The following is a 23814-nucleotide window of genomic DNA, read 5'->3' as shown; positions in this document are numbered from 1 at the left end:
CCTGGGTGCGTGGCGTCAGCGAATCCGGTTCGCTGCCTGCAGATTTCGCAATGCCCACGGCGACGGACGCGGCCGAAGCCCCGATATGGACCCGAAACACGTTCGCTACCAATCGATTCAGACGCCTTCGGGGCGGGCGGATTGTCGGACCATCCGGGTAACTTGGCAGTTATCAGCGCCCTATCGAAAGTCTCTGGGGCAACGTACTAAGGGGGCGGAGGGTCGTGTCGAACATCGACGAGCGTATCCGGATGGCTGTGGAATGGCTGCGCGGCAGCCAGATACCGCATATCAGCGGGGGTGCGGGCTGGGGCTGGATACCTGATGTGCCACCCAATCCGCAGAACACCGCCGAGGTGGTCTGCGTTCTGCATCGCGCCGGTTGCGAGATCCCGCGTGCCGCAAAGGTCGCCATGTTGGTGCGGGCAACGGTCGTGCAACGGCCGAACGGCGACGAATGGTACTTCCGTACCCCGATCGATGTCGCGTGGCGCATCCGCGCGCTACGCTGCCTGCAGGTCGAGGAGTCCGATCCCGATCTGGCCGGAGCTGTGCGATCCCTACTGGATCAACAGGATTCCGAAACCGGCGGATGGCGGATATCGGGTTTCCTCGGCCCGGTATCGATCACCGCGACCGCCGCCGCCGTCGAGGCGCTCATCGGTGACAGCGGCTTCGACGGTGAACGGCACCAAGCCATCTCGCGTGGCATCGGCTATCTGGTCTCGGCGATCTATCAGGACCCACGTTCGCTGCCGATCTACGCGGCGGCGCACATCGCCACGGTGCTCGCTCGCCCCGAGGTCGTCCGGATCGGTGACAAGCGTGCTGAGCGGGCGTGCGCGCTGGCGGTCACACGGCTGCTGACCGGGCTGCGCCGCGGCGAATGCGAGATCGAGACCGAGATCTTTCGTCGTGACGATCTCGTCGACACCTGGCGCCATCTCACTTTGCATCTGGCGGTCGGCGCGGTGATTTCCGCCGACAGCCGCACCATTTTCGATCCGGCGGTGCGTGCGGCGATCGTCGTGCTGCTCGATATGCAGGAGATGGATGCGCTGGCCATCTATCGGGGCGGCTTCCGCATCTCGGACGAGGGACCGGTCACCTCCTACGCCACCACGCAGGCGCTGGAAGCCCTGCTGCAGGTGCGGCCGGCGATCAACGAGCGGGTGAACCCGGGAAGGGTGTACGACGAGATCTGCCGGGCCGACGGTACCCATCGCACCGATCCGCAGGCGATCGCCTCGATGCGCGGCCACCGCATGCTGATGAATTCCACTGCCGGAGCGGCGTTGTTGCTGATCGGTACGGCGGCCGGTACCACCGTATTCGCGTTGGCGGTGGGCTTCGACACCGTATACGGCACGATCGGCAGTCGGGCCCTGGTGGTGTGGGGCACGGCGCTCATCGCCTTCGGCACCTACTGCGGGCTGGCCACGTACTTTCCGCGACTACCGAAAGGGCGGGTGGCGAGCGCGGTGTTCGCCGCGTTCACAGCGCTTGTGCTGCCTGTGGTCACTTATTTGCTGGCCTAGCCTCTGGCCTACTCGGGTTGCCCTGCCTCTGGCTACTCGGATCGCCCTGCCTCTGGCTACTCAGATTGCCCTGTCTCTGGCTACTCCGATTGGTCTGCCCATGGCTACTCCGATTGCCCTGCCCAGGGCCGCTCCGATTGCCCTCATGATCGCCGTGACCTGTCTGTGGGGTACCTCCAGCGCACTGCTGGCGGCACTGGCGGCCCCGACCACGGCGGGTCTGGTCGCCCTCGGCGGGGCGGTGCCGCTGCTGGTGTCGGCGCGATTGCGCGGACAGCACCCGTGGGCAACGCTCACCGCCCACCCGGCGTTGTACCTCGAGTTGGGCCTGCTGGAAGCCGCGAATCTGGCGCTGTACGTGGCAGCGCTGCGGATCGGCCCGCTGCCGGTGGTGGTCGCTCTGCACCTGACGGCGCCGGTATTGATCATCGCCGTGGCGCTGCTGCGCGGACGACGGGCGCCGACGCTTCCGGTACTGCTCGAACTGCTCCTGGTCGCGGCGGCGATCTGGCTGGTCACCGGACGCCACCCGGGCGGTACGGCGGCGGGGTCGGCCGTGGCCGGATGTGGACTGGCGCTCGGCAGCGCGGCGTGCGTGGCGATGCTGGTCAGTGTTATTGCGCGGCAGCCGGGTCCGAGCCACACGACCACCTCCGCGGGACTGCAGCTGTTGCTGGGTGGGGCCGCGAGCAGCCCACTGCTCGCGCTCGATCCACCGTCGGTGCCGGTTGCGGCCGAGCTGGCCGCGGTCGGCGCACTGCTCCTCGGGCCCGGATTCGCCCTGTATTGGCGGGCGCTGCGGTGGCTGGACGCGGCGACGGCCAGCGTCATCGGGCTCAACGAGGCGGTGGTGGCCACACTGGTGGGGGCGGTGTGCACCCGAAGTCTGCCCGGCTCCGCGACCGCCGCAGCGGGCGTGCTCATTCTGATCGCGGTCGGGCTAGAGCAGCGTTCGGCGCCACGACGGCGTGTGCCGCCCTGACGAAGTCGCTGCAATCCGATGGATCCTTGTCGCCGCGCGCGTCGTCGACGCCGGAGTTGACATCGACCCAGGACGGTCCCACCGCATCGATGGCCGCGGTGAGGTTGCGCGGGTTGAGGCCCCCGGCCAGCATGACCGGGAATTCCGAGTCGGCGAGCAGGTCGACGATGCGTGCGCTGATCGACCAGTCGTGCGTGCGCCCGGTTCCGCCGAGCCGGTCGGCGGACCGCGAGTCGAGCACTATCCCATCGCAATTCGGCGCCGCTCGCATGGCTGCGTCGATCGCCTCCGGCCCGGTCACGTGGACCGCGCGGATCACCCGCCGCCCGGCCGCCCCCCGCCGGACCGCGCGCACGGTGTCGAGCGAGATCAGCCCGTGTAACTGGATGCAGTCCACGCCGATCCGGTCGGCGAGGCGCAGTACGGCGCCCGCATCGGTGAGATGGGTGACCAGCACGCGCTCCATCGACGACGGCACCAGTCGCGACAGTCGCCGGGCCCGCTCGACGTCGAGTTCATCCTCACTGAAATGCGTCGTGCCCGAAATGAACCCGGCCGCATCGGCATTGGCCGCGACAACGGCCCGGAGATCCGATTCGCTCCGGATGCCGCAGATTTTCGCTCGGACGTTGATCATCGACACACGATACTGCCCAGACTGTGCCTACCCGCCTGGTTGTTGGAGGCGCGCCGAAGCTGACCGATCACCAGCCTGGGTCCGCCCTACCCCACCCTAAGGTGCGAACCGACGCCGGGCCTACCGCACGAATCCGATTGCTACCGGTACAGATCCATTGACAGTCCAAATGGACTGTGAAACCGTTTCGACACCATCGCTGCCGAGGTTTGGGATGCCGACATGACTTTCATCGGAGACACCGTCGACTACGAAGTGCGTGAACGTCGTGCTTACCTCACGTTGAACCGCCCGGACAGGCTCAACGCGATCACCGCCGACATGGCCCGAGAGATCGAGGACGCGGTTGCCCAGGCGAATGCCGACGATTCGGTGCGCGTCATCGTGGTCCAGGGAGCGGGGCGTGCGTTCTGCGCAGGCTACGACCTGAAGCTCTATGCCGAGGGCGGCGTGGAACACCAAGGCACGGTGTGGGATCCGATCAAGGACTTCCGGATGATGAAGGGCAATACCGACCACTTCTTCTCGCTCTGGCGATCGGCGAAGCCGACTGTCGCCAAGGTTCACGGGTATGCCGTTGCGGGTGGCAGCGATATCGCTCTTTCCTGCGATCTGGTGGTGATGGCCGAGGACGCCCGGATCGGATATATGCCTGCACGGGTGTGGGGGTGCCCGACGACCGCGATGTGGGTCTATCGTCTCGGCGCCGAACGTGCCAAGCGCATGCTGCTCACCGGCGACACCATCGACGGTGTCCGGGCCCGGGAGTGGGGGCTGGTCATCGACGCTGTTCCCGCAGCCGAACTCGACGCCGCGGTCGAAAAGCTCGTCGATCGTATGGCGGGTATCCCGATCAACCAGCTGGTCATGCAGAAGATGATGATCAACCAGGCCTATGACAACATGGGCTTGCAGACAACCCAGAATCTCGCCGTGTTGTTCGATGGCATAACACGGCATTCTCCAGAAGGTCGCTGGTTTGTCGACTTCGCCCAGAAACACGGCTTCGGCACCGCGGTCCAGTGGCGCGACAGCGGCCGCTTGATTCCCGACGGCGGAGGTGACATCCCCACCGAGGACGAAATCGCCCGAATGAAACGAGAACTCGACGAGAAGGCCGCGGCCCAGGCGGACCGATGAGGGCGCTCACCGAATCCACCTGGCCGGCGGATACCAGCCGGCCTGTCCTCGATATCTCCGTGGGCGAACTGTTGAAGCAGGCCGCAGCCGAGGTGCCCGATAGGCTCGCTCTGGTATCGGTTGCCCCGGAACGCGAAGCTCGCACCTGGACCTACGCAGAGCTGTGCGACGATGCCGAGCGGGCGGCCGCCTGGCTGCTCGACCGTTTCCGGCCGGGCGAACATGTCGCGGTATGGGCCCCGAACGTCCCGGAATGGATTGTGCTCCAGTACGGTGCCGCGCTCAGCGGACTGGTGCTCGTGACCACCAATCCCGCACTGCGCGGACCCGAACTCGAGTACGCCCTGGACAGGTCGCATGCGGTCGGCATCTTCTTCGTCGACGGCTTTCGTGGTTTCGATATGGCCGCACTGGTCCGAGCCGTACTTCCCGCGGTGCCCGCGGTGCGCGAGGCAATCGCCTTGGAGGGTTGGCTCGCAGAGGTGCGGAGTACCGCCAAGCGAGCGGAGCTGCCGGTTGTCGACCCCTGGTCCGCCACCCAGATCCAGTTCACCTCCGGCACCACCGGTGGCGCGAAACCAGCGGTGCTCTCGCACCGGGCGATGGTCACCAATGCTGCCTTCGTCCGCGACCGCTGCACCGAGGCGCGGGCGGCGACGTTCGCCACCGCCCTGCCCCTGTTCCACACCGCAGGTTGCGGTCTGGCCGGGATGGGATCGGTGTATAAGCGGGGCACACTGGTCCTCGGCGAGATCTTCGATCCGGCGACGATGCTTGCGGCGATACAGAATTACCGAGCTGAGATCTTCGGTGGCGTGCCTGCCATGCTGCACGCCATGCTCGCGTATCCGGCGCTGGCCAGTTTCGATCTCGGTTCGCTGAAGGTCGTGATGTCCGGAGGCGATGCGGTCCCGCCTGCCCTGGTCGATGGGTGGGCGACGGCCTGCGGTGCTGTGACCAGCGCGGTCTACGGCCAGACCGAACTCGGTCCGATCGTCTGCCAGACGCGCCCGACGGACAGCCGCGAGGACAATCTCTTCACGGCGGGGCAGCCGCTTCCCCAGGTCGAAGTATCCATCCGCGATCCCGTTACCGGCGCGGTGCGGGCCACCGGGGTCGAGGGCGAAATCTGCGCGCGCGGATACCAGCAGATGATCGGCTATCTCGATATGCCGACCGAGACCGCCCACACGATCGATGCCGACGGCCGGCTGCACACCGGCGACCTCGGAACGATGGACGAACGCGGATATGTGCGGGTCACGGGACGGCTGAAGGACATGATCATTCGTGGCGGGGAGAACATCTATCCGCGCGAGATCGAGGAGGTCTTGGCCGCGCACCCCGCGATCACCGACGCGGTCGTGCTCGGTCTGCCCGATCCTGCGTGGGGCGAAAGTGTGGCAGCCGTCGTCCGGCTCGACCCGGCGCAGCAGTCTCCCGCCTCGGGCGAACTGCACGACTATCTGCGAGAACGCCTCGCGCCGCATAAAACCCCGAAGTCCTGGTTCATTGGCGAGAGCTGGCCGGTGACTGCGCTGGGCAAGGTCCAGAAATTCCGGCTTCGCGATCAGATCGCCAACGGTGAGCTCAGGCCGTTGTGAACCGGAAACCGGGAGGCCCGACGCGTAGAGAACAGCGCGCGAGAACGCGTCAGGTCCTTCTGGACGCCACGATCAGATGTCTGGTCGACCATGGTTACGCGGGCACGACAACACAACGGATCCAGGACGTGGCCGGGGTCTCGAGGGGTGCGCTGCTGCACCATTTCGGCTCGAAATCGGAGTTGCTCGTCGCTGCGATCCACCACATCGCCGATATCCGACTGCACCACGTCGGTGAACTCGTTACCGATCTCGGCGACGGACCCGAGGCCCTGGAGCAACTGGTGCACGCGATCCGATCGGCGATGGCGGGCCCTCCCTTTCAGGCCGCTATCGAACTGTGGGCCGCCGCCCGCACCGACCGGGAGTTGCGCGCCGCGCTGCTGCCTGCGGAGACGAGACTGGGCTCCGCACTTCGCACGCTTTTCCACCGTCACGCGGGCATCCCCGATGCCGGGGCAGCGCGGATGGCATTCGAGTCGCTGATGGCCCTTATCCGCGGGCTCGAACTGACCCGCATCATACGAACCGATCAGTCCCTGGCCGACCAGATCATCGAGGACTGGCTCAGCAACGTCGCCCGGCTGCGCCGAGAATGACGGCTACACCGGCGGGAGCGGAGGCGACGCGGGGAAATGGACGGGTAGCGTAGTCAGTGCACGATGGAAAGCGCCTGTCCGCCAAGTCAGCTCGGCGGCCGGCACTCCGAGACGCAGCTCGGGCAAGCCGTCGAGCAACTGGTCGATGGCGTCCTGAGCGATCAGGTAGGCCAGCGAATTGGCCGGACACCGATGCGGCCCGCCGCCGAAGGCCAGGTGAGCACGATTGCCGATGTGCTGCTCCGTGCCGATCACCGGATCTGTGTTGCAGCCCGCCAAACTGATGACCACGGGCTGGTTGGCAGGCAACCAGAAGTCATCAATGAGGATCGGCTGCCGCGGGAAAACGAAACAGAAGTTGGCCATCGGCGGATCGTTGAACAGGACTTCATCGAGAGCGTCACGGGTCGACAGGCTTCCGCCCACGACGCTGCCCCCGAACTGTTCGTCGGTGAGGATGACGCGCAGCGCATTGGCTATCAAGTTCTGCAGCGGTTCGATGCCTGCCCCGTAGAGCGTGGCCACCTGGTTCACGATCTCGGAGTCGCTCAGGTCGGTCGAGTACCGAATTATCCGGGTCGTCACGTCGTCGCCGGGCTCGGCGCGCTTGAGATCGATCAACTCCAGCAACGACTCGATGAGAACCCTGCCTCCGCGCTCGGCATCGACGCCCTCGAACATCGCCGCCATCCCGGCAGCGGCGCGCTGCGCGATCTCGGTCGGGCACCCCATCAGAACATTCAGCACGCCGAACGTGAGCGGAAAAGCGTACTGCTGGATCAGGTCCGCGGATCCGTCCTCGCAGAACGAGTTGATCAACTGGACAGCGACCCGTTCGACCGTGTCGTGCACGCGGTACGGATTGACATCCGCGAGGCCCGCGACGATGGCCTGCCGATACCGGGCGTGAACGGCGCCGTCGTTACGCCGCGCGTTCGGTCGCCACTGCATGAGTGGAAGCACCGGGCAATCCGTCGCGATGTTCTGTTGCCAGGCACGCGGATCGGCCGGAAACCGCTCCGGATCGTTGAAGATCTGCAACGCCGTGTAGTACCCGATCACCAGTGTGGCAGGCACGCCAGGCGCCAATTCCACCGGAACCAGAGACCCGTACTGTTCACGCATCGCTTGATAGGCGCTGTGCGGGTCCTTTGCGAAATCCTTTGCATACAGGGAAATTCGCGGTCCGTCGATATCGATCGGTGAACCGTGCAGAGGCCGGCCCGATCGATGGCTGGAAGTCGTCACGAACGAATCCTAGGCGGTAGACCGGAGTTATCGGCCGAGATGCGAACGATGTGCCCAGGTTGCGTAGCGGGCGGAACAGCTCTCGACCGGCCGGACTCATCACGAAACTCTATGCCGCCCAACAAGATCGTGAAGTGATGCTGGAGTACCGAGGTGTCCGGCGCGCGCGGCGGCGGGCGCCGTCGATGGCGAGGTCGGATATTCGAACGGTCCGAATGCCTGGCGCCGTCATGGCTTTCACCGATCCGTGTCAACTGTGGATCTCAGTGGTGGTGTGGCCGGTTCCGCCACGGCCGTCTGCGCCGACGAGCTGGGCCCGGTCTCGCCCCGCACCTTCGGACCCGCACCGGGGTGGTCGGTCGATGGGCACCGGATCGAGGCGCCGCTGGAATACTCGCGAGGCCCGGGCAAGATCTGAGTCTACGGATCGATCCGCGTCCGCGACGGCCAGGCGGTCACCCTCACCGACCACACCGAAATCGAGGTCGTGGTGGGTGTCGAGTTTGCTTCGCGCCTACTGTGCGTGTCGTATTGACCGACGCCCGTCCGACTCTGAGGATGGGCGGCGTGACCTGGATCGGGAGCATAGTGCGGGCGCGGGGTGGGTGGCTGTGGATGGTGTTGGTCGTACAGGCCAGTGTGGTGGTCCCGGTGACGCTGGTGCCCGGTATCGCAGGCGCGAACCACGGCGCGGATGCGGAGTGGTCGGCCGCTTCGGATATGTTCGCGCCGAACGATTTTCGAGCCGCCCCGTATCTGGGTAACGGGCGGATCGGCACGATGCTGCCACCCAGCGGCGGTGGGTATCACGATTACGGTGACACCGCACGCACGGCGTATCCGTTGCAGCAGCCTCGGTATACCGGCACGTACTTGGCGGGTTTCTATGCGCAGGCGGCTCCGTCACCTCAGTACACACAGGTGATCGCGGCGTTACCGGCCTGGTCGGGGTTCACCGTCGGCGTCGCGGGTCACCAGTATCAACCCGAGGTGGATCCCGCGGCGGTACACGACTACCGGCAGACGCTGCACTACCGGACCGCCACGGCGACAACACAAGCCACCTGGGCACCGGATGCCGAGCATCGGGTACGGCTGCGTTACGACACATTCGTGTGCCGCTCGCGACCCGATCTGGCGGTGCAGCGGTTGATCCTCACCCCGGAGTTCTCGGGAGATCTCGATGTCACCGATCTGATCGACACCGCCGCCGCGCGACGGGTGTCCCCGGTGACCGCCCACGCCGATCCGGCCCGCAAACAGAGCGTCGCCGGGGTGCGCGCGGACGGTTCGGCGGACACCGCATTCGTGGTTTCGGCCGTCGACACGCCGCGGCACACCGCGCCCGCAGCGCTGCCCGGCACCAGCGGGATCCGCTACACCACGCCGGTAACCAAGGGCGGCAGTTACACCTTCACCAAGTACGTGGGGATCTCGTCGACCGACTACGGCCCCGATCCGCAGGCCGCGGCCACCGCAGCGGCCGAATCCGGGCGTGCGACGGGCTACGACGCCGTGTACAGCGCGCATACCGCCGCGTGGGACCAGCTGTGGCAGAAAGGGATCGATATCCCCGGCCGCGGCGACTACACACGGTGGATCCACGCGGGCCTGTATGCGGTGCTCTCCAGTGTCCGTGCGGGCGAGCGGTGGGCAGTGCAGCCCGCCGGTCTGTCGTCCGACGACTACGGCGGCATGACGTTCTGGGATGCCGACACCTGGATTTTCCCGACACTGCTGGCGCTGTATCCGGACCTGGCGCGCACGATAGTGGACTTCCGTAGCGCCGCCCTGCCCGTCGCGCGGGCCAACGCCCGCGGCTACGGGCTGCCGGGTGCGTTGTATCCGTGGAGCGACGGCCCCGCCCAGCGGTGCGCCTCACCGCTGGCCTGCGGACTCACCGAGGAACATCTGCACAACGAGATCGCCCTGGCCCAATGGCAGTACTACACCGCTACGGGTGATCGACAATGGCTGCGCACCAGTGGTGCACCGGTGATCACCGCGATCGCCGACTATCTCACCGCCCGGGTCGGCCCGAAAATGCCCGACGGCAAATACCATTACGTGCCCGCGGCCGGTGCCGACGAGTATGTCACCCTGTCGGTCGACAACGCCCTCACCAACGGCGGCGTGAAGAACACGATGCGCATCGCCGCCCAGGCCGCTCGGTTGGCCGGGCTGCCGATCGACCCGCGCTGGGCCGACATCGCTGCCAACATGGCCATGCCACCCGACATCGCCCCTGGCGTACCCGCCGAATACCTCGGGTACGCGGGCGCGCCGATCAAGCAGGCGGATACCGTCATGCTCAGCTACCCGTTCTCCTACGCCGCACCCGGGTACTCGCCGGTCGACACCCTGCACTACTACTTCGGCCGGACCGACCCGGACGGCCCGAACATGAGCAACGCCGTCGGTGCGATCCTCAGCGCCGAATACGATCCGTGCGGCACTCAGCATTACCTGGACCAGTCGGTGCAGCCGTACGTGCGCGGGCCCTACAACTTCCTGTCCGAGGCCCGCGGCGAGCGCTCCGGCGCCAACGTGATCGGCCAACCGGCGTGGATCTTCGTCACCGGCACAGCGGGTTTCCTGCAGGGGCTGCTCTACGCCCCCACCGGTCTGCGCTGGAGCGATACCGGTCCACGACTGAACCCCATGCTGCCCAACGGATTTCCGCATGGCATGACCATCCGCGGGCTCTCGGTGGGCGCGGGCACCGTCACCGTCCGCATCGCCCCGGACACAACGACGCTCACCCTCACCTCCGGTGACCCGATCACCTTCGACACCCCCGCAGGCCCGAAAACCGTCACCTCGACACGACCGCTACGGATACCCACCCGATCAGCCTGCTAACCACAGTTGCAAGCCCGGTTCGGGAGTGGGCCCGCCAGAACGGCTACGACGTGTCCAGCCACGGGCGGATCCACGATACGATGCCACGTCATGGGTCGGCTGGGCTCGCTGCGGCGATACCCGGAGACTGGAAGCTCGAGCCGAATTGGCCGCAGCCGCCAGGGTGTCGCCGTCCTGGCTGGGTGAGCTGTCGCACGCATGGGTCTGGTTGCGGTCGCGGGAGTACCTCTATTGGAGTCGGCCACGCCCCAGCGCTCGAACTCACGGAGGGCCATATAGCGCCCATAGGCAGCCATCGTTCTCGACCCACCGGCCCCCTTCGTCCATGCCCCGGGGGCAGTTGGATGACTTCGGGGAGGTGGTTAGGGTTGGAGCTGGGATCTCGAAAGGGACTGCATGCGACGCGGAGAAGTCTGGTGGGCCGAGTTCGATGAACGGCGCCCTGTGGTTCTGCTCGGCGGCGACGAGTCGTCCGGCTTCCAGGTGTTGCAGATCGTGCCGCCGTCGGGTATCGACATCAGCGGGTTGGGCATCGAGGTACAGATAGGTGCCATTGAGGGGCTGCCGTACCAAGGTGTATTACGGCTTGGGTTCCCGAATCCGGAATTCGCCTTCTGTACCTGGCTGACCACCGTCACCGCGGAATCGCTCCGTGAACGGGCGATGGTCTTGACGTCGGCCAAGCTCGACGAGATCGATGAGGCCCTGCGGCTGACTGCCCAGCCGCAGGAATCGACCCCTGAGGCGACGGCCAGGCTCAACGAGATCAGGGATGCGCTGCGGCGGGGCGAGTTTCAGAACTGATTTGCGTTCTTGTCGGCCATGGCGCGCACGTTGCCGGCCGAGTGCCGACGGCAGGCCCGCTCCTCGGCAATAGGGCGCGTTCGGCTCGGCGCCCTCGAGGTCGACATCGACGCCGAGCTGGCGCGGCTCGGGCCGACCGGGTGTCGGCCCCTTGCGAATGCGCGACACCCTGTTCTGACCAGCTGCCCCGGTCACACGCTGTCTCTGAACCCAGCCCATCGCGAGTTGCAGGAAATGCGAATGCCGGGGTTTCGCCAGCCTGGAATCGACTGTCCAGCTACGGGTTCGCGACTCGAGCTTGTCGGTCGGGCCCCGGTTGATCACCAGACGCCGGCGCGAAAGGAGGATGCGAAGCCTGGACTTCCGACCAGGTGTCGACGTCGCACTGACCGTCGGCGTTGTTCCCGGTGCTGAGGACCGTGCCGTCGGCGCGCAGCCCAAGGGTGTGCGTCGAGCCGCCCGCCACGGCGACGATGTCGCGCCAGCCGCTGACCTCGCACTGCCCGAAGCTGTTGTCTCCGGCCGCAAGGACCAGGCCGAACTCCGTGACACCGACGGTGTGATAACTGCCTGCGCTCAGCGCGACAACGTCTTCCCACTGCTCGACGTCGCACGCTCCGGTAGTTCGATCTCCGGTTGCGATGACCCGCCCGTCGGCCTGGAGGCCGACGGTGTGGAGATATCCGGCTGCGATGTCACACAGGTCACGCCAACCGCCAACCGAACACTGCCCTCGTCGACTGTTCCCCGCTGCCAGAGCCGTGCCATCCGACCTCACACCGACTGAATGCCAGTCGCCGCACGAGACAGCGACTACCTCGCGCCAGCGCTGCACATCGCACGCTCCTTCGGAGGTCCTGCCGGCTGCGAGCACGGTGCCATCGGTAAGGACTCCGAGCGTGCGACGCCAGCCTGCTGCGACTGCTACGATCTCTCGCCACGCAGCTACGTCGCATTGGCCGTCGCCATTCCATCCGCTCGCCAGCAAGGTGCCATCGGATCGAAGTCCGACGGTGTGAGACCTGCCCGTGTTGTTCGCCGTGTGAACGTTGCCCGCAGCAACGGCTATGACGTCTTTCCACAGTTCGACGAGGCATTCGCCAGCGGCATTGGCCCCCGCGGCGACAACTGTCCCGTCCCGGCGGCAAGCGACAGAGTGTCGCCTTCCGGCCCCCAGTGCCGACGTGCGCGCTTGCATCCTGACCTCCTGACGAACTCAGGGTAATGGACGATCAGCCCCTCGGCCTTCTCTGAACGCGCGGAACAAGCGGTGGAACCGGTGCGGGCCAGCGGTATCGGCGATCACTGTAGGTTCGGATTCGCTGTTGTCGAGGCACTCGGCAACGGCCCAAAATCCCGCGATTGCAGTGGCCCAGGAGCCTCCCGGCGCCGAGTGCGCACTCGCGGCGTCAACCAGTCATAGCGTTACGCTCTTGATTATGATCCGAATGCGTATCCGGGTCCCACCGGCAGCGTCGTCGCGTTTGGTCGGCGGCCGGCGGGAAGGGCCGAACATTCGATGCTGTGCGTGAATGAGTTCTGGCCGCGGTCGTTGCCATCGTCGCGGTGGGGTGGTTTCATGCATCCGTCAGGTAGTGCTCCTTACGCACGAAGGGGTTCACCATGAGTTCCCACTCGACAATCTCCCCGCAGCAGGCCGCCGACCGCCTCGCCATTCGTGAGCTGATCGACGCTTACGCGCACTGCGCCGACCGCAGGGACGCGACAGGGCAGCGGGCACTGTTCACCGAAGACACCCACTTCGTGGTGTATATGGACACCACCGCGCCGGAACCGACACAGGATCTACACGGACGTGACGCACTGATCCCGGTGTTCGACAACCTCAATATCTACGCCACGACAACGCATTTCAATGGTCAGAGCACCGTCGCGCTGGACGGAGACCGCGCAACTGGTGAAAGCTACTGTTTGGCCCATCACATCTCGTTCGACGCGACTGGGCAACGCACGCTCATGATCGCCTCGATCCGTTACCTGGACGAGTTCGTCAAACAAGGCGGCGAATGGTTCTTCGCCGAGCGACGGCTCATGGTCGACTGGACCGAAACACGGTCGAGCACACCGTAATTGCGCGGGCTCGGCGAGAGGAGGGGATGCAGTCTCCTGCCGGATTTCAGGGCCTCGATATATCCTCGAAGCTCGACCGCTGACAGTGCCGATCAGTGACCGGTGAGATGCCCCGAGGTGTAGTGCGGCTACACAATAGCGATCCCCGAGTCCCGCTCTGCTGCACCGGCGGCCATGGATCCGCTCGGCACCCTCATGGTGACGGTCGCCGTCGGCCTGCTCGTCTGGGCGCTGATCGTGGTCGCCGATTGGGGCTGGTCGGATCCGCGCGTCATCGCCGGGTTCGCCGGCGCCATGGTCGCGGCGGATCGAGGTCGATATCGACGCGGAGCTGGCCCGCCTCGGCCCGACCGGCTACCGACCACTACTGGTGCGCGACATCTTGTTCTGAGCTCTGCACATCGAGAGGAACTCCGATGCCAGGGCAGACCGACGGCGAAGCCCGTGACGCGGCGGAGCACCACCCGCCCGATCCCGACGACGAGTATCGGGACCCCGGTCAGCGCTCTCGCCAGGCGAGTATCTTTTCGAGCTCGGAGAAGTTGTAACCGGTGCTGTCAGGGTGGATTTCGGTTGTGAAGAAGGTGACGCCCTCCTCGACGAAGGCATCGGCGGTGGCCGGGTCCGTCCACGCCACTGCTCGTTCGATACCGGCTTCGTCACGTCCGGCTTCGGTGGCGAGACGCTTGAGCAGGTCGTTCTTCCGGCGGAACTCGTCGAGTGGCTCGAAACTGTGCCAGATATCGGCGTGGCGTGCGGCGGCGGGAATTGTTCGGCGCTCGCCACCGCCTCCGATGAGGATGGGGATATGGCGCTGCGGTGCCGGCGTCAACTGGCTGAGCCTGTGTTCGATACGCGCCAGGCCCGCATCGAACTGGTCCATCCTGGATTTCACTGTGCCGTAGTCATATCCGTAGACAGTGAAGTCTTTCGGATACCACCCGGCACCTACGCCCAGGATGAGTCTCCCGCCGCTGATGTGGTCGACGGTGCGGGCCATATCCGCGAGAAGATCCGGGTTGCGATAGGGAATCCCGGTGACGAGCAGTCCGATCTCGGCTCTGGTGGTGATTTCGCCCCACGATGCCAGGGCCGTCCAACCCTCGAAATTGTTGACGTCAGGTTGTTCGTCACTCAACAGGGGGGCGCCATCGACGATCTCCACGAAGGGCTTGTGGAAGTGGTCGTAACCGAAAATCGCGTCTACTCCCAGGTTCTCGGCGTGCACAACTGCGTTTCTCCACGTCTGGTAGTCCGGCGTACCGCCCGGCCACAACTGCACGCCGATCCGAGCTTTTCTCGCTGCACCTGCGACGGAATTCGGCATGCTGGCCTGGATCGACTCGGTCATTGCTGGTCTCCTCGAATTCACTGTTTGGTTTTTGAATCACCCTGCGGTCCTTCGGCAGACACGAATGTCGTGCGCGGAAGACGTGGAATTGGGTGGTGTTCAGTGGTCTGTGGTGGCGCGGGCGAGCAGTCGGCCGAACATGGCCGTCTGGACGCGACGGGGGGTTAGGTATTTGCCCATGAAATCGCTGATCTTGTTCATGCGTCCCGGGATGATCAGAGGTTTACGCCCCAGGGCTCGCAGGGCTTTGCGGACGACCGCGTCGGCGGGGGCCATGGGGAGTGGCAGTTTGGCGAAGTCGATGCCTTCGGCGTTTTCGACGCCTTCGGTGCGGGTGGGACCCGGTGCCAGGGTGAGCACATCGACGCCGGTGTGCCGCAATTCGTAGTGCAGGGCCTGGCCGAAATTGGCGATGTAGCTCTTCGCCGCAGCATAGTTGGCTAGGTAAGGGGCGGGCGCGAACCCGATGATGGAAGCGACCAGGATCAGCGCGCCGCGGCCGCGGGCGGTGAACCGATGACCGTAGGCGTGTGCGAGTTCCACGGGAGCGACGAGGTTGAGCTCGATCAGGGCGGTCTCGGCGGCGGTCGAGTTGTCCAGGAACCGGCCCGCGGTGAGCACCCCGGCCGCGGCGACCACCAGGCCGATGTCGAGATCCCGGGTCCGCCGGGTCAGCTCGCCGACCGCACCGGGACTGCCCAGATCCAGCTCGATGATCTCCGAGGTGGTGCCGTGCTCGACGCGCAGACGCTCGGCCAGCGCGGACAAACGGTCCTTGCGCCGCGCCACCAGCACGAGGTCGAACCCGGCGACGGCGAGCTGAGCGGCGAACTCGGCGCCGATGCCTGACGATGCCCCGGTGACCAGTGCGTAGGTGCCGTACCGCGCGTGCAGATCCTTCATGACGCTCTCCCTCGACGAGAAGGCTTGGCTTGGATAGGCCAATCGTGAACCCATAAAAATGGACTGTCAATTCCAGAAAATTCGATATCGTCGAGGGATGAGCGGTACGAAGACCCGGCGCTTGACGCCGAAGGGTGAGCAGACGCGGCTGCGGATCGTGATGGCGGCGGCGCAGTTGATGTTCGAGCACGGCGTCGCCGCGACGACCGTCGAGGACGTGCGCGATGCCGCGGCGGTGAGCAGCTCGCAGGTCTACCACTACTTCATCGATAAGAACGCGTTGATCCGCGCGGTGATCGCCTATCAGAGCGACACGGTCGTCGGCGGGCAGGAACCCATGTTCGCCCGCCTCGACACCGTCGACGGTTTCCGGGCCTGGCGGGATTTCCTCGTCGCGCACCAGCGGCGGCTGCACTGCCGGGGCGGCTGCCCCCTGGGGTCGCTGGGCAGTGAACTGGCCGAGATCAATTCGGTCGCCCGGGGCGATCTCGCCGCCGGGTTCCAGCGCTGGGAAACCGGGGTACGTTCCGGACTGCGAGCGATGGCCGAGGCTGGGCGCCTGGACCCCGCCGCCGACCCGGACAAGATCGCCACCACTACCTTGGCGGCCCTGCAGGGCGCACTACTGCTGACTCAGCTGCACCGCGACACCGCGCCGCTGGAAACCGCCCTGGACACGATGATCGACCACATCGCATCCCGCACGCTCCCGGTTTAAATTGGCATTGATATTCCATTTTCATGTCTGTAGGACTGGAGAAGCAAATCCATTTCTGCCGGGCTCCCACCGACGAGGTGCGCGAGGCCCAGCTCAGCCTGGGTCTGGATCTGTCGATGATCAACGCCGACAACGGATTCGGCCTGCCGATGCCGACGGTACTGATCATCGGCGCGGACAAGACGATCCGATGGATCGACGTCCACCCCAACTACGCCACCCGTACCGAGACCTCCGACATCCTGGCCGCACTCGACAAGCTCGGCTGACCGTCCACGGTCGGCGGCTCGAACGGAAAGCCCAGTCGGCTACGGCCGGCTTTTCGCCAACCACGGTCACCGTCCGGTTCTCGCCGACTACATCGAAAGGACCGTGCGTTGAGGTACGCCGGGGTTATCGCCCGATTGCTATGGCGCGCCCGGATTGTCGGTCCGACCGTCGGATCTGAAGATGGGCCAGCCGACTTCGGTGACGAGGTCTTCGTCTCGGGTCGCGTCGAGCGGGTTGCGCAGGTAGTACTCGCGTAGTGGTCCGTCGACGCCGATCTCGTGCCGTGCGGTGTAGGTGCCCAGATCGCCGTAGGTTACGTCGATGGTGGTCAGCGGGCCGTGGTGGGTGGCGACCGCGAGTTCGGCGCCGGGCACAACGAGCGGCTCGACCCGGCCGACCGGACGCGCGGGTGTGCTTGTCGGAGCGTCGACCGGAACGAACACCAGCGCTTCGCCCTGTTCGGTGGTGAGTATCTCGTTGGCGAATACGCCCCCGGCCGGTCCGGTCGGGCGCAGTTTCCGGGCTGTGGTGAGACCGTAGAGTTCACCGAGCGCGCCCTGCCACCAGGTCGCGATGTCCTGGCGGTTGACGATCTCGCGAATGGCCAGCGCGGGTTGGGCAGCGACCGTGCGGTGCTCGATGGCCGATCCGCCGGCCGGCTGGCTCAGCAGGTCGCGCAATGCGTCGACGGCACTTTGCGTTTGGGAAAGCTGGTGCTCGAGCCGGGCGAGGTGCGCGCTGATCAACTGGTTGCGCGCGGCGGCGTCCCGGGTGGCCAAGACGGCTTTCACGTCCGGAACCGGCATGTCCAGATTGCGCAGCCGGACGATCACCTGTGCGATCGGGACCTGGTCGAGCGAGTAGTAGCGGTACCCGGTGTCCTCGCCGACGTGTACCGGTGCGAGCAGCCCCACGTCGTGGTAGTGGCGCAGCGTCTTGACGGTCAAGTGCGTCACCCGGGAAAACTCGCCGATCGTCAGGCCCTCGCGCATGCCGTCAGTATCAACCCTCCCGTTACGGGAGGGTCCAGCGAACGGCCGACGGTTGACCCTCCGGCAACCGTACGGTCGAAGGTAATGGCATGGAAACCGTTACCGGCCAGCTGCCGGACCTCATCGCCGCACACATCGCGGCCGTCAACGCCTTCGACCTGGACGCGATCATGGCTACCTTCGCCGGCGACGCCCTGGTCAACGATGCGCAGCGGGAATTCTCGGGCGCTGCGGCGATTCGCGCGTGGGCCGGGCGCGAGTTGGTCGGTGACAAGGTCACGATGGCGGTGACCGAGGTCGTGGCCCACCGCACGCTGACGATCGTGCGAGCGCGCTACGACGGCGACTACGACAAGACGAACCTGCCGGCCGAGCTCATCCTGACCAACTACTTCACCGTCGCGGACGGCGAGATCACCAGCCTGATCACCCTGCACAACCGGCCCGCCACCGCCGAGCAGCACGCTGGATCCGCATAGGCGAACACCGGGAAAGGAGCACCCGTATGAGCACGACCGTTGTCACCGAGTTGTTCGCGCAGCCGGGCCGCGGGGATGACGTCGCGAAACTTCTCCTGCAGATCCTCGGGGAAAGCCTCGAGCACGCGGGATGCGAGGACATCCGCATCCTGCGTGATCAGGACGACGCCGATCATGTTGCCGGACTGACCCGTTGGACCGAACGGCACGACTACACCGACTATCTCGCCTGGCGCACCGAGCACGGCTTCACCGCCCAGTTCGAAACGATGCTGACTCGGCCGCTGGTCATCCATTTCTACGACGAGGTCTTCCAGGGCGAGGGCATCGCGCTACGCAACCGCTGAACGCGCGGCCACGGGCGACGTCGGGCCCGGCTCCTCAGCCGACCGCGCGGCCAGGAACGCTGAGGATCCTGGCCGCTCGCCTCGCCACCCCCATACGTCTGGCAAAAGCACCGATAGCAAGGGAGCGACATGACCGAGATCCGCCCATTCCGCGTCGAGATCAGCGACGCGGTGATCGACGACCTCCGCGAACGGCTGGCACGGACACGGTGACCGGAAACCGAGCCCGTCGACGACTGGTCGATGGGAATCCCACTGGCCTACGTGCAGGATCTCGCCGGGTACTGGGCGCGGTCCTACCGGATGCGCCGCGTCGCCGATCAGCTCAACCGCTACGAACAGTTCACCACGACCCTCGCTGCCCGGCTACGGATGGAGCGGCAAACCGGCGACCACCGGCTGGAACGTCGACAAGATCGCACACGCGTGGATCGAGCTGATGGACCGGCTCGGCTACCAGAGCTGGACAGCTCAGGGCGGCGACTGGGGAGCCCTGATCAGTTCCGCGATCGGACGGCTCGCCGATCCCGCGAAGCTGATCGGGATCCACATCAACTGGGCACTCGCCGACCCGGCAAAGCTCACCGAGCTCGGCGGACCGACCGAAGACGAGCAGCGCTACCTCGCGCGCATCGAGCATTCCAGCCAGGCTGAGGTCGGATACGCGATCGAGCAGGGGACCAAGCCGCAGACGCTCGGATACGGCCTGACCGATTCCCCGGCCGGACAACTCGCCTGGATCGTCGAGAAATTCAAGACCTGGTCCGACTGCGGAGACGACCTGGAGAGCTCGTTCACCAAGGACGAGCTGCTCGACAACGCGATGGTCTACTGGACGTGCGCCGCGGCGGCCTCCTCGGCCCGCCTGTACTGGCACTCCCTCGAATCGAGCCTAGGCAGCTTCGACGAGGTACCCGCACCGTCCGAAAATGAGTTCGACCAGTATGTCCCACTCGTAGCTCTCTTCCACGCGTTTCCCTCCCTGATCGTCAGCGTCCCGTTGACGCAAAGCGCAGCAGAATCCGCTGCGGCAGAAGGGAAACCACCGTGGCTGCTGTCCCGCTTCGCCGGAGCCGCATCCGACCGCCACCGACCTCCACACGGCCACCGGTTACGGATCCGCGCCGAACCTCAGCATCAAAGCCGCCGACGGCGCGGACTACGCCTACCGCCACATCGGACCCCACACCGGCCGGCCGCTGGTCCTTCTGGTGCACTTTCGAGGCAACCTCGATAACTGGGATCCGGCCCTGATCGATGCCCTGGCGCAACACCGTCGCGTGATTGCCGTCGACTACCAGGGCGTCGGCGGCAGCAGCGGCACTCCGGCCGACACCGTCGAACAGATGGCGCGCGAGGTACTGGCCTTCACCGCCGCCCTGCACCTGGAGACGTTCGACCTGCTCGGCTTCAGCATCGGCAGTTTCGTCGCACAACGAATCGCACTCACCCGCCCCGATTCGATAGGCAAGGTGGTGCTGGCCTCCACTGCGCCCCAAGGCGCACCGGACATGCACGGCTGGGCCGCCGACGTCATCGGCGCCATCGGCGGACCGGAAACCTCCGGCGAGCAATATCTGGACGTGTTCTTCACATCCTCGGAGTCCAGCCGCGCGGCCGGACAGGGGACCTTGTCGCGGATCTACGGACGCACTGAAGGCCGCGATGCCCCGACCGATTGGGCCACCCGCATGGCCCAATACGACGCCGTGGCCACGTGGGGTATCCCGAACATCGCCCGCCTGTCCGAGCTCACGACGCTCACCGCACCGGTCTTCGTGGCCAACGGCGACAGCGACCCCATGATCCTGCCGAAGTACTCCTACCTCGTTGCCGGCCTGCTGCCCAACGCGACCCGCGCCCGGGTGACCGTCGAAACCGGCAGCCAGAGAACGTCGTTGACACCCTTCGGAGGAGAACAACGCCGCACCTCCTACAGCCCTGATCTGGCCGCGGTGCTGTTCGGCGACGGGCGCGTGGACCAGGCCCGGAATCGGCCGCGCGCCGCCTTCGCGACCGATCCCCGACCACATCGCGACCCACAACCGCACGCAGGCACTGTATTTCGACGAAAACCACATCCTGCAGCGGCTGGACTACAACTCGGAGATCTTCGGCGGGCAAGCGACCGCCCACGTGCTGTCCGGTTACAAGACCGTCGACGGCATCCCCTTCCCGACGCGACGGGAAATCGTGCCGCGCCTCGCCGATGGCAGTGCCGCCGAGCCAGTCCTGATCGGCATGTCCCTCAGCGACATCGAAGTCGTCGACGGCTGAGGGCCAAGGGATCCGATGGTGCCCGCCGGGAACGGCGACTACCGGCTAAGTCACAGAGGACCCCTACCGAACGTTCTCCTGCGACGCGGTGGCGGCCAGGAGCTCCGGCGGCGCCTCGCCGCCGAGCAATTGAATGAGGGTGGCCAACAGGCCGTCGAGTTCACGACCAACCGAATCGACGACGGGATCGTCGAAGCTGGCGAATAACAGGCTGGGCTGATCGACAGCCAATGTCGTTCCGCCGTCGGGACCGACGAACACCAGGATCCGCAGGGGCGCGTGCAGCATGACCGCTGGATCGTGCCGGAACATGCGTTCGGCGATCGTGTGATTTCCCATCAGATACTGCGTGGCCCGCCATGTGGACGGCGAGCCCGCCATGGCGGAATCGACATCGCCTCGGTAGTAGCGCATAAATCCGTGGGGAGCGGCGAGCGCCGCGATCTCGAGGACTTCGTCCCAGGATCTCGCCTTTTCGAACGCGGCGGAATCCACTGGAGGAACAAGCTTTTCGAATATTTCCAGCGTTTCGAGGTAGGCCTGGGGCAACGCCACCAGCAGCCTGCGGGTTTGGTGTTCGGTCGTAGATGAGGTGCCCATGTCTGAACTTTCTGTGATCTTTACTGAATTCAGCGGCCATGAATCCGAAGACTCGGCGCCGAACAGTTGCGCTGGGAGCAGAGCTAGGAGGCGCGCAGCTGTTCGAGCGCCGTTGTCCAATTCTCGACGTGGTAGCCGGTCGCGAGCTTTCCGTCACGGACCGTGAACAGGTCGATTGCCATTGTGCGGAAGGACTTTCCGGTCGGCTTCATACCCCAAAACTGCGCCACCGGCGTGCCTGTCGCCTCGCCACGCACGATCATCATGTTGTCGACCACATGTATCTCGACCACCTCCCAGGCCAGATCGGGAACGGCCTCGCCCATGCTCTTGAACACATCGGCCAACTGGTCACGAGTCAGAAAATCCTGGTTCGTGTGGTAGGACCGGTAGTCGTCGTTGCACGCTGCGGCCAGCAGCGCGGAAACGTCCTTTTCCGAGGGCCTGTTCAGAGCCGAATAGAGCGGGGCGGAAATTTGCCGCGCCTGGTCCACCGTCATGACCGATTCATCACTCTTGACCATCGAACAGCTCCTTGTCGCAAACAACTTCTGATTCGGGACTCACGGCCCCGGACAAATATCAGCCTGCCCGGTCCGCGATAGCATGTGCATCACCCGTTTGAGTGATGGAGCGGCACTCGTCACCTTCGGGCGGTGACCTTGCGCAGCAGTCAGAAAACATCGGCACCGGAAATGCGGCGTCGCTCGAAGACCAGCCGCACCGCCGCAGAGCCCTCGCCGACGGCGGACGCTACCCGTTTGACGCTCCCACTGCGCACGTCTCCGATGCAGAACACACCCGGCTCGCTCGATTCGAACGGCAGCGGTTCTCGATCCTGCGTCCACGCTGTTCGCAGGTCGTAACCCGTGAGAATGAAGCCGTCGCGGTCGGTCGCCAGCTGTCCATCGAGCCAGGATGTGCACGGTGTCGCGCCGATGAATACGAAGGCGGCACTGACGTCGAGGGTCGAGCGGCGGCCCGATCGCCGGTCTATCAGGTCGAGTCCGGTGACGGCCGAGTCGGCGTGCAGGGCTGTGGCTTCGGTCCTGGTCCGCACGTGAACTTTGGGGTTGGCGGTGATCGCGTTTATCAGATAGCGCGACATCGAATGGTCCAGATCTTCTCCACGCACCAGGAGATGAACGGCAGCCGAGGTTCGCGAGAGGAACATTGCTGCCTGTCCGGCGGAATTCGCGCCGCCGATGACGGCCACCGGCCGCCCGAGGTAGTGCTGAGCCTCGGTGACGGTCGCGGCGTAGTGGACACCGTTGCCCTCCCACGCTTCGATACCCGGTACGCGCAGGCGACGATATTCGACGCCAGTGGCGACAATAACGTCGCGAGCCTTGAACATGCGTCCGTCATCGCAAGTCACACAATACTTTCCGGCGCTACTGGAGAAAGCTGCGACTCGAGCGTTGCGATGCAGTCGCACGCCGAACTTGTCGGCCTGCAGGGCTCCCCGCGCGGCCAGCTCCGCACCGGAAAGACCGGCCGGGAATCCGAGATAGTTCTCGATCCTCGACGATGTACCGGCCTGGCCGCCGAACGCCGCGGCGTCGAGCAGGACGGTCCGGAGTCCTTCGGAGGCGCCGTACACCGCGGCAGCCAAACCGCCCGGCCCTCCGCCCACTACCAGCAGATCGCAGACTTCACTGTCTTCGTCGGCCGCTTCGGCAGCTGGTTCACCGAACTCGGCGGTGAGATCCGCCGGCTGGGGATTGCGCAGCAGCGGTCGGCCGGGGATCAGGACGATGGGCAGGTCCGCCACGGGGACTTGCAGTTCGCGCAACAGCGTCTCGGCATCGGGATCTTCCTCGAGATCGATCCAGTGGACCGCGACGCGGCTGAGTGAAAACCGCTGGAGCAGCGCACGGAGCCGTTCGTCGTAACGAGAGCCGATCAGGGTCAGCCCCGCTCCCTTGCGCTGGAGATTCGCCCGTCTCTCGAGAAAGGTGTGCAAAATGATCTCGCTGAGCTGAGGGTCTTGCGCTATGAGTTCTCGGACCTGGGGAAGCGGCACCCGGATGACTCGGCCCGCTGTCGTCGAAACCCCGGCGAAGCGTGACCGTTCCCCGGTCAACATGCCGATCTCGCCGAGGAACTCCGAGGGGCCGTAGGTTGCGACGACGTGCTCTTCCGATTCGCCGCGTCGCTCCACGATGCTGGCGGAACCCTCGAGGACAACGAAGAGGTCGTAGGAGTCGTCTCCGGCCTCGAACAACACTTCACCAGCGGTGATCGTCTGCTCCGCGCCCAGCGTCGCCAGTTTCGCGAGCTGGTCGTCGGCAAGCGGGGTGGCGGCGGTCCACGCCGGGTTTCCCTGGCGCCCTGGTTCTTCCGTCATTGCGGTCACGACCTCATTCCGA

General features: G+C 65.6%; 25 protein-coding genes and 2 pseudogenes. 17 read left to right on the top strand and 10 right to left on the bottom strand.

From position 1 onward, the window contains the following. The first annotated feature begins 224 nt into the window (after window positions 1–224). Complete coding sequence (locus ABH933_RS22945) at window positions 225–1538, top strand: hypothetical protein (RefSeq protein WP_429455083.1); 1314 nt, start codon at window positions 225–227, stop codon at window positions 1536–1538. Between the two features lie 145 nt (window positions 1539–1683). Beyond that, window positions 1684–2520 carry a DMT family transporter gene (locus ABH933_RS22940; protein ID WP_429455082.1) on the top strand — a complete coding sequence of 279 codons (837 nt, stop codon included), beginning with the start codon at window positions 1684–1686 and terminating at the stop codon, window positions 2518–2520. On the opposite strand, the gene ABH933_RS22935 is transcribed toward ABH933_RS22940, so the two are convergent. Further along, a complete protein-coding gene (locus ABH933_RS22935; protein ID WP_429419875.1) occupies window positions 2459–3157 on the bottom strand; it encodes a phosphoribosylanthranilate isomerase in 699 nt (232 codons plus the stop codon). The two genes, ABH933_RS22940 and ABH933_RS22935, sit on opposite strands and share 62 nt — an antisense overlap. 222 nt (window positions 3158–3379) lie before the next feature. Here ABH933_RS22935 and ABH933_RS22930 point away from each other — a divergent pair, with 222 nt between their 5' ends. The 3 genes from ABH933_RS22930 to ABH933_RS22920 are packed head-to-tail and all read left to right on the top strand — an operon-like array spanning window position 3380 to window position 6500. After that, entirely contained in the window at window positions 3380–4297 is a 918-nt protein-coding gene (locus ABH933_RS22930) for a crotonase/enoyl-CoA hydratase family protein (RefSeq protein WP_429419877.1), read from the top strand. Next, on the top strand, window positions 4294–5901 hold the full coding sequence (locus ABH933_RS22925; RefSeq protein WP_429419879.1) for an AMP-binding protein: 1608 nt from the start codon (window positions 4294–4296) through the stop codon (window positions 5899–5901). Before ABH933_RS22930 ends, ABH933_RS22925 begins: the two co-directional genes overlap by 4 nt. Beyond that, the gene (locus tag ABH933_RS22920) at window positions 5898–6500 is read left to right on the top strand and encodes a TetR/AcrR family transcriptional regulator (protein WP_429419881.1); all 603 of its coding nucleotides are present in this window, start codon (window positions 5898–5900) and stop codon (window positions 6498–6500) included. Before ABH933_RS22925 ends, ABH933_RS22920 begins: the two co-directional genes overlap by 4 nt. A 3-nt stretch (window positions 6501–6503) precedes the next feature. On the opposite strand, the gene ABH933_RS22915 is transcribed toward ABH933_RS22920, so the two are convergent. Then, window positions 6504–7748 carry a cytochrome P450 gene (locus ABH933_RS22915; RefSeq protein WP_429419883.1) on the bottom strand — a complete coding sequence of 415 codons (1245 nt, stop codon included), beginning with the start codon at window positions 7746–7748 and terminating at the stop codon, window positions 6504–6506. A 247-nt stretch (window positions 7749–7995) separates the two neighbouring features. Between ABH933_RS22915 and ABH933_RS22910 the strand changes: the two genes are divergently transcribed. From ABH933_RS22910 to ABH933_RS22895, 4 genes are all read left to right on the top strand, one after another. After that, the gene (locus ABH933_RS22910; protein WP_429419885.1) at window positions 7996–8166 is read left to right on the top strand and encodes a hypothetical protein; all 171 of its coding nucleotides are present in this window, start codon (window positions 7996–7998) and stop codon (window positions 8164–8166) included. A 149-nt stretch (window positions 8167–8315) separates the two neighbouring features. Then, on the top strand, window positions 8316–10610 hold the full coding sequence (locus ABH933_RS22905) for a haloacid dehalogenase (RefSeq protein WP_429419888.1): 2295 nt from the start codon (window positions 8316–8318) through the stop codon (window positions 10608–10610). Further along, window positions 10598–11044: an Lsr2 family DNA-binding protein gene (locus ABH933_RS22900; RefSeq protein ID WP_429455092.1), complete on the top strand. Its 447-nt coding sequence runs from the start codon at window positions 10598–10600 to the stop codon at window positions 11042–11044. Before ABH933_RS22905 ends, ABH933_RS22900 begins: the two co-directional genes overlap by 13 nt. Window positions 11045–11054: 10 nt before the next feature. Next, window positions 11055–11414 carry a hypothetical protein gene (locus ABH933_RS22895; protein ID WP_429419890.1) on the top strand — a complete coding sequence of 120 codons (360 nt, stop codon included), beginning with the start codon at window positions 11055–11057 and terminating at the stop codon, window positions 11412–11414. Between the two features lie 277 nt (window positions 11415–11691). Here ABH933_RS22895 and ABH933_RS22890 read toward each other — a convergent pair whose 3' ends face one another. Next, on the bottom strand, window positions 11692–12249 hold the full coding sequence (locus ABH933_RS22890) for a hypothetical protein (protein WP_429420205.1): 558 nt from the start codon (window positions 12247–12249) through the stop codon (window positions 11692–11694). Between the two features lie 21 nt (window positions 12250–12270). Beyond that, window positions 12271–12612 (bottom strand): annotated as a pseudogene (locus tag ABH933_RS22885) (chromosome condensation regulator); the annotation flags it as partial. A gap of 425 nt (window positions 12613–13037) precedes the next feature. Between ABH933_RS22885 and ABH933_RS22880 the strand changes: the two are divergent. After that, on the top strand, window positions 13038–13505 hold the full coding sequence (locus tag ABH933_RS22880) for a nuclear transport factor 2 family protein (RefSeq protein ID WP_429419892.1): 468 nt from the start codon (window positions 13038–13040) through the stop codon (window positions 13503–13505). 499 nt (window positions 13506–14004) lie between these two features. On the opposite strand, the gene ABH933_RS22875 is transcribed toward ABH933_RS22880, so the two are convergent. Both ABH933_RS22875 and ABH933_RS22870 read right to left on the bottom strand, forming a co-directional pair. Further along, window positions 14005–14856, bottom strand: a complete 852-nt coding sequence (locus ABH933_RS22875) for an LLM class F420-dependent oxidoreductase (protein WP_429419894.1) — start codon at window positions 14854–14856, stop codon at window positions 14005–14007. A gap of 99 nt (window positions 14857–14955) precedes the next feature. Next, window positions 14956–15759 (bottom strand): SDR family NAD(P)-dependent oxidoreductase, encoded by an 804-nt coding sequence (locus tag ABH933_RS22870; RefSeq protein ID WP_429419896.1) that lies wholly within the window; start codon window positions 15757–15759, stop codon window positions 14956–14958. Between the two features lie 97 nt (window positions 15760–15856). On the opposite strand from ABH933_RS22870, the gene ABH933_RS22865 reads away from it, so the two are divergent. Further along, window positions 15857–16477 carry a TetR/AcrR family transcriptional regulator gene (locus ABH933_RS22865; protein ID WP_429419898.1) on the top strand — a complete coding sequence of 207 codons (621 nt, stop codon included), beginning with the start codon at window positions 15857–15859 and terminating at the stop codon, window positions 16475–16477. A 23-nt stretch (window positions 16478–16500) separates the two neighbouring features. Then, window positions 16501–16746, top strand: a complete 246-nt coding sequence (locus tag ABH933_RS22860; protein ID WP_429419900.1) for a hypothetical protein — start codon at window positions 16501–16503, stop codon at window positions 16744–16746. Between the two features lie 138 nt (window positions 16747–16884). On the opposite strand, the gene ABH933_RS22855 is transcribed toward ABH933_RS22860, so the two are convergent. After that, entirely contained in the window at window positions 16885–17739 is an 855-nt protein-coding gene (locus ABH933_RS22855) for a MerR family transcriptional regulator (RefSeq protein ID WP_429419901.1), read from the bottom strand. Window positions 17740–17828: 89 nt separating this feature from the next. Here ABH933_RS22855 and ABH933_RS22850 point away from each other — a divergent pair, with 89 nt between their 5' ends. The 5 genes and pseudogenes from ABH933_RS22850 to ABH933_RS22830 all read left to right on the top strand — a co-directional run bounded on the left by ABH933_RS22850 (window position 17829) and on the right by ABH933_RS22830 (window position 20979). Beyond that, window positions 17829–18218, top strand: a complete 390-nt coding sequence (locus ABH933_RS22850; protein ID WP_429419903.1) for a nuclear transport factor 2 family protein — start codon at window positions 17829–17831, stop codon at window positions 18216–18218. A gap of 26 nt (window positions 18219–18244) precedes the next feature. Further along, the gene (locus ABH933_RS22845) at window positions 18245–18565 is read left to right on the top strand and encodes a putative quinol monooxygenase (RefSeq protein WP_429419905.1); all 321 of its coding nucleotides are present in this window, start codon (window positions 18245–18247) and stop codon (window positions 18563–18565) included. Between the two features lie 234 nt (window positions 18566–18799). Next, window positions 18800–18913, top strand: a pseudogene (locus ABH933_RS22840) (epoxide hydrolase N-terminal domain-containing protein); the annotation flags it as partial. A 91-nt stretch (window positions 18914–19004) separates the two neighbouring features. Then, on the top strand, window positions 19005–19802 hold the full coding sequence (locus ABH933_RS22835; RefSeq protein ID WP_429419907.1) for a hypothetical protein: 798 nt from the start codon (window positions 19005–19007) through the stop codon (window positions 19800–19802). After that, window positions 19777–20979 (top strand): alpha/beta fold hydrolase, encoded by a 1203-nt coding sequence (locus ABH933_RS22830; RefSeq protein ID WP_429419909.1) that lies wholly within the window; start codon window positions 19777–19779, stop codon window positions 20977–20979. Before ABH933_RS22835 ends, ABH933_RS22830 begins: the two co-directional genes overlap by 26 nt. Here the strand turns inward: ABH933_RS22830 and ABH933_RS22825 are convergent. From ABH933_RS22825 to ABH933_RS22815, 3 genes are all read right to left on the bottom strand, one after another. Further along, a complete protein-coding gene (locus ABH933_RS22825; protein ID WP_429419911.1) occupies window positions 20906–21562 on the bottom strand; it encodes a DUF302 domain-containing protein in 657 nt (218 codons plus the stop codon). The genes ABH933_RS22830 and ABH933_RS22825 overlap by 74 nt on opposite strands. Next, the gene (locus ABH933_RS22820) at window positions 21526–21942 is read right to left on the bottom strand and encodes an ester cyclase (RefSeq protein WP_429419913.1); all 417 of its coding nucleotides are present in this window, start codon (window positions 21940–21942) and stop codon (window positions 21526–21528) included. The genes ABH933_RS22825 and ABH933_RS22820 overlap by 37 nt, the downstream gene beginning before the upstream one ends. 173 nt (window positions 21943–22115) lie before the next feature. Then, window positions 22116–23792, bottom strand: a complete 1677-nt coding sequence (locus ABH933_RS22815; protein ID WP_429419915.1) for an FAD-dependent oxidoreductase — start codon at window positions 23790–23792, stop codon at window positions 22116–22118. Between the last annotated feature and the right edge of the window lie 22 nt (window positions 23793–23814).

The sequence above is a fragment of the Nocardia sp. GP40 genome, from assembly GCF_050434125.1.
GTDB lineage: Bacteria > Actinomycetota > Actinomycetes > Mycobacteriales > Mycobacteriaceae > Nocardia > Nocardia albiluteola.
Note: the sequence above shows the minus strand (reverse complement) of the source record. Positions and strands in the feature narration are given on the sequence as shown.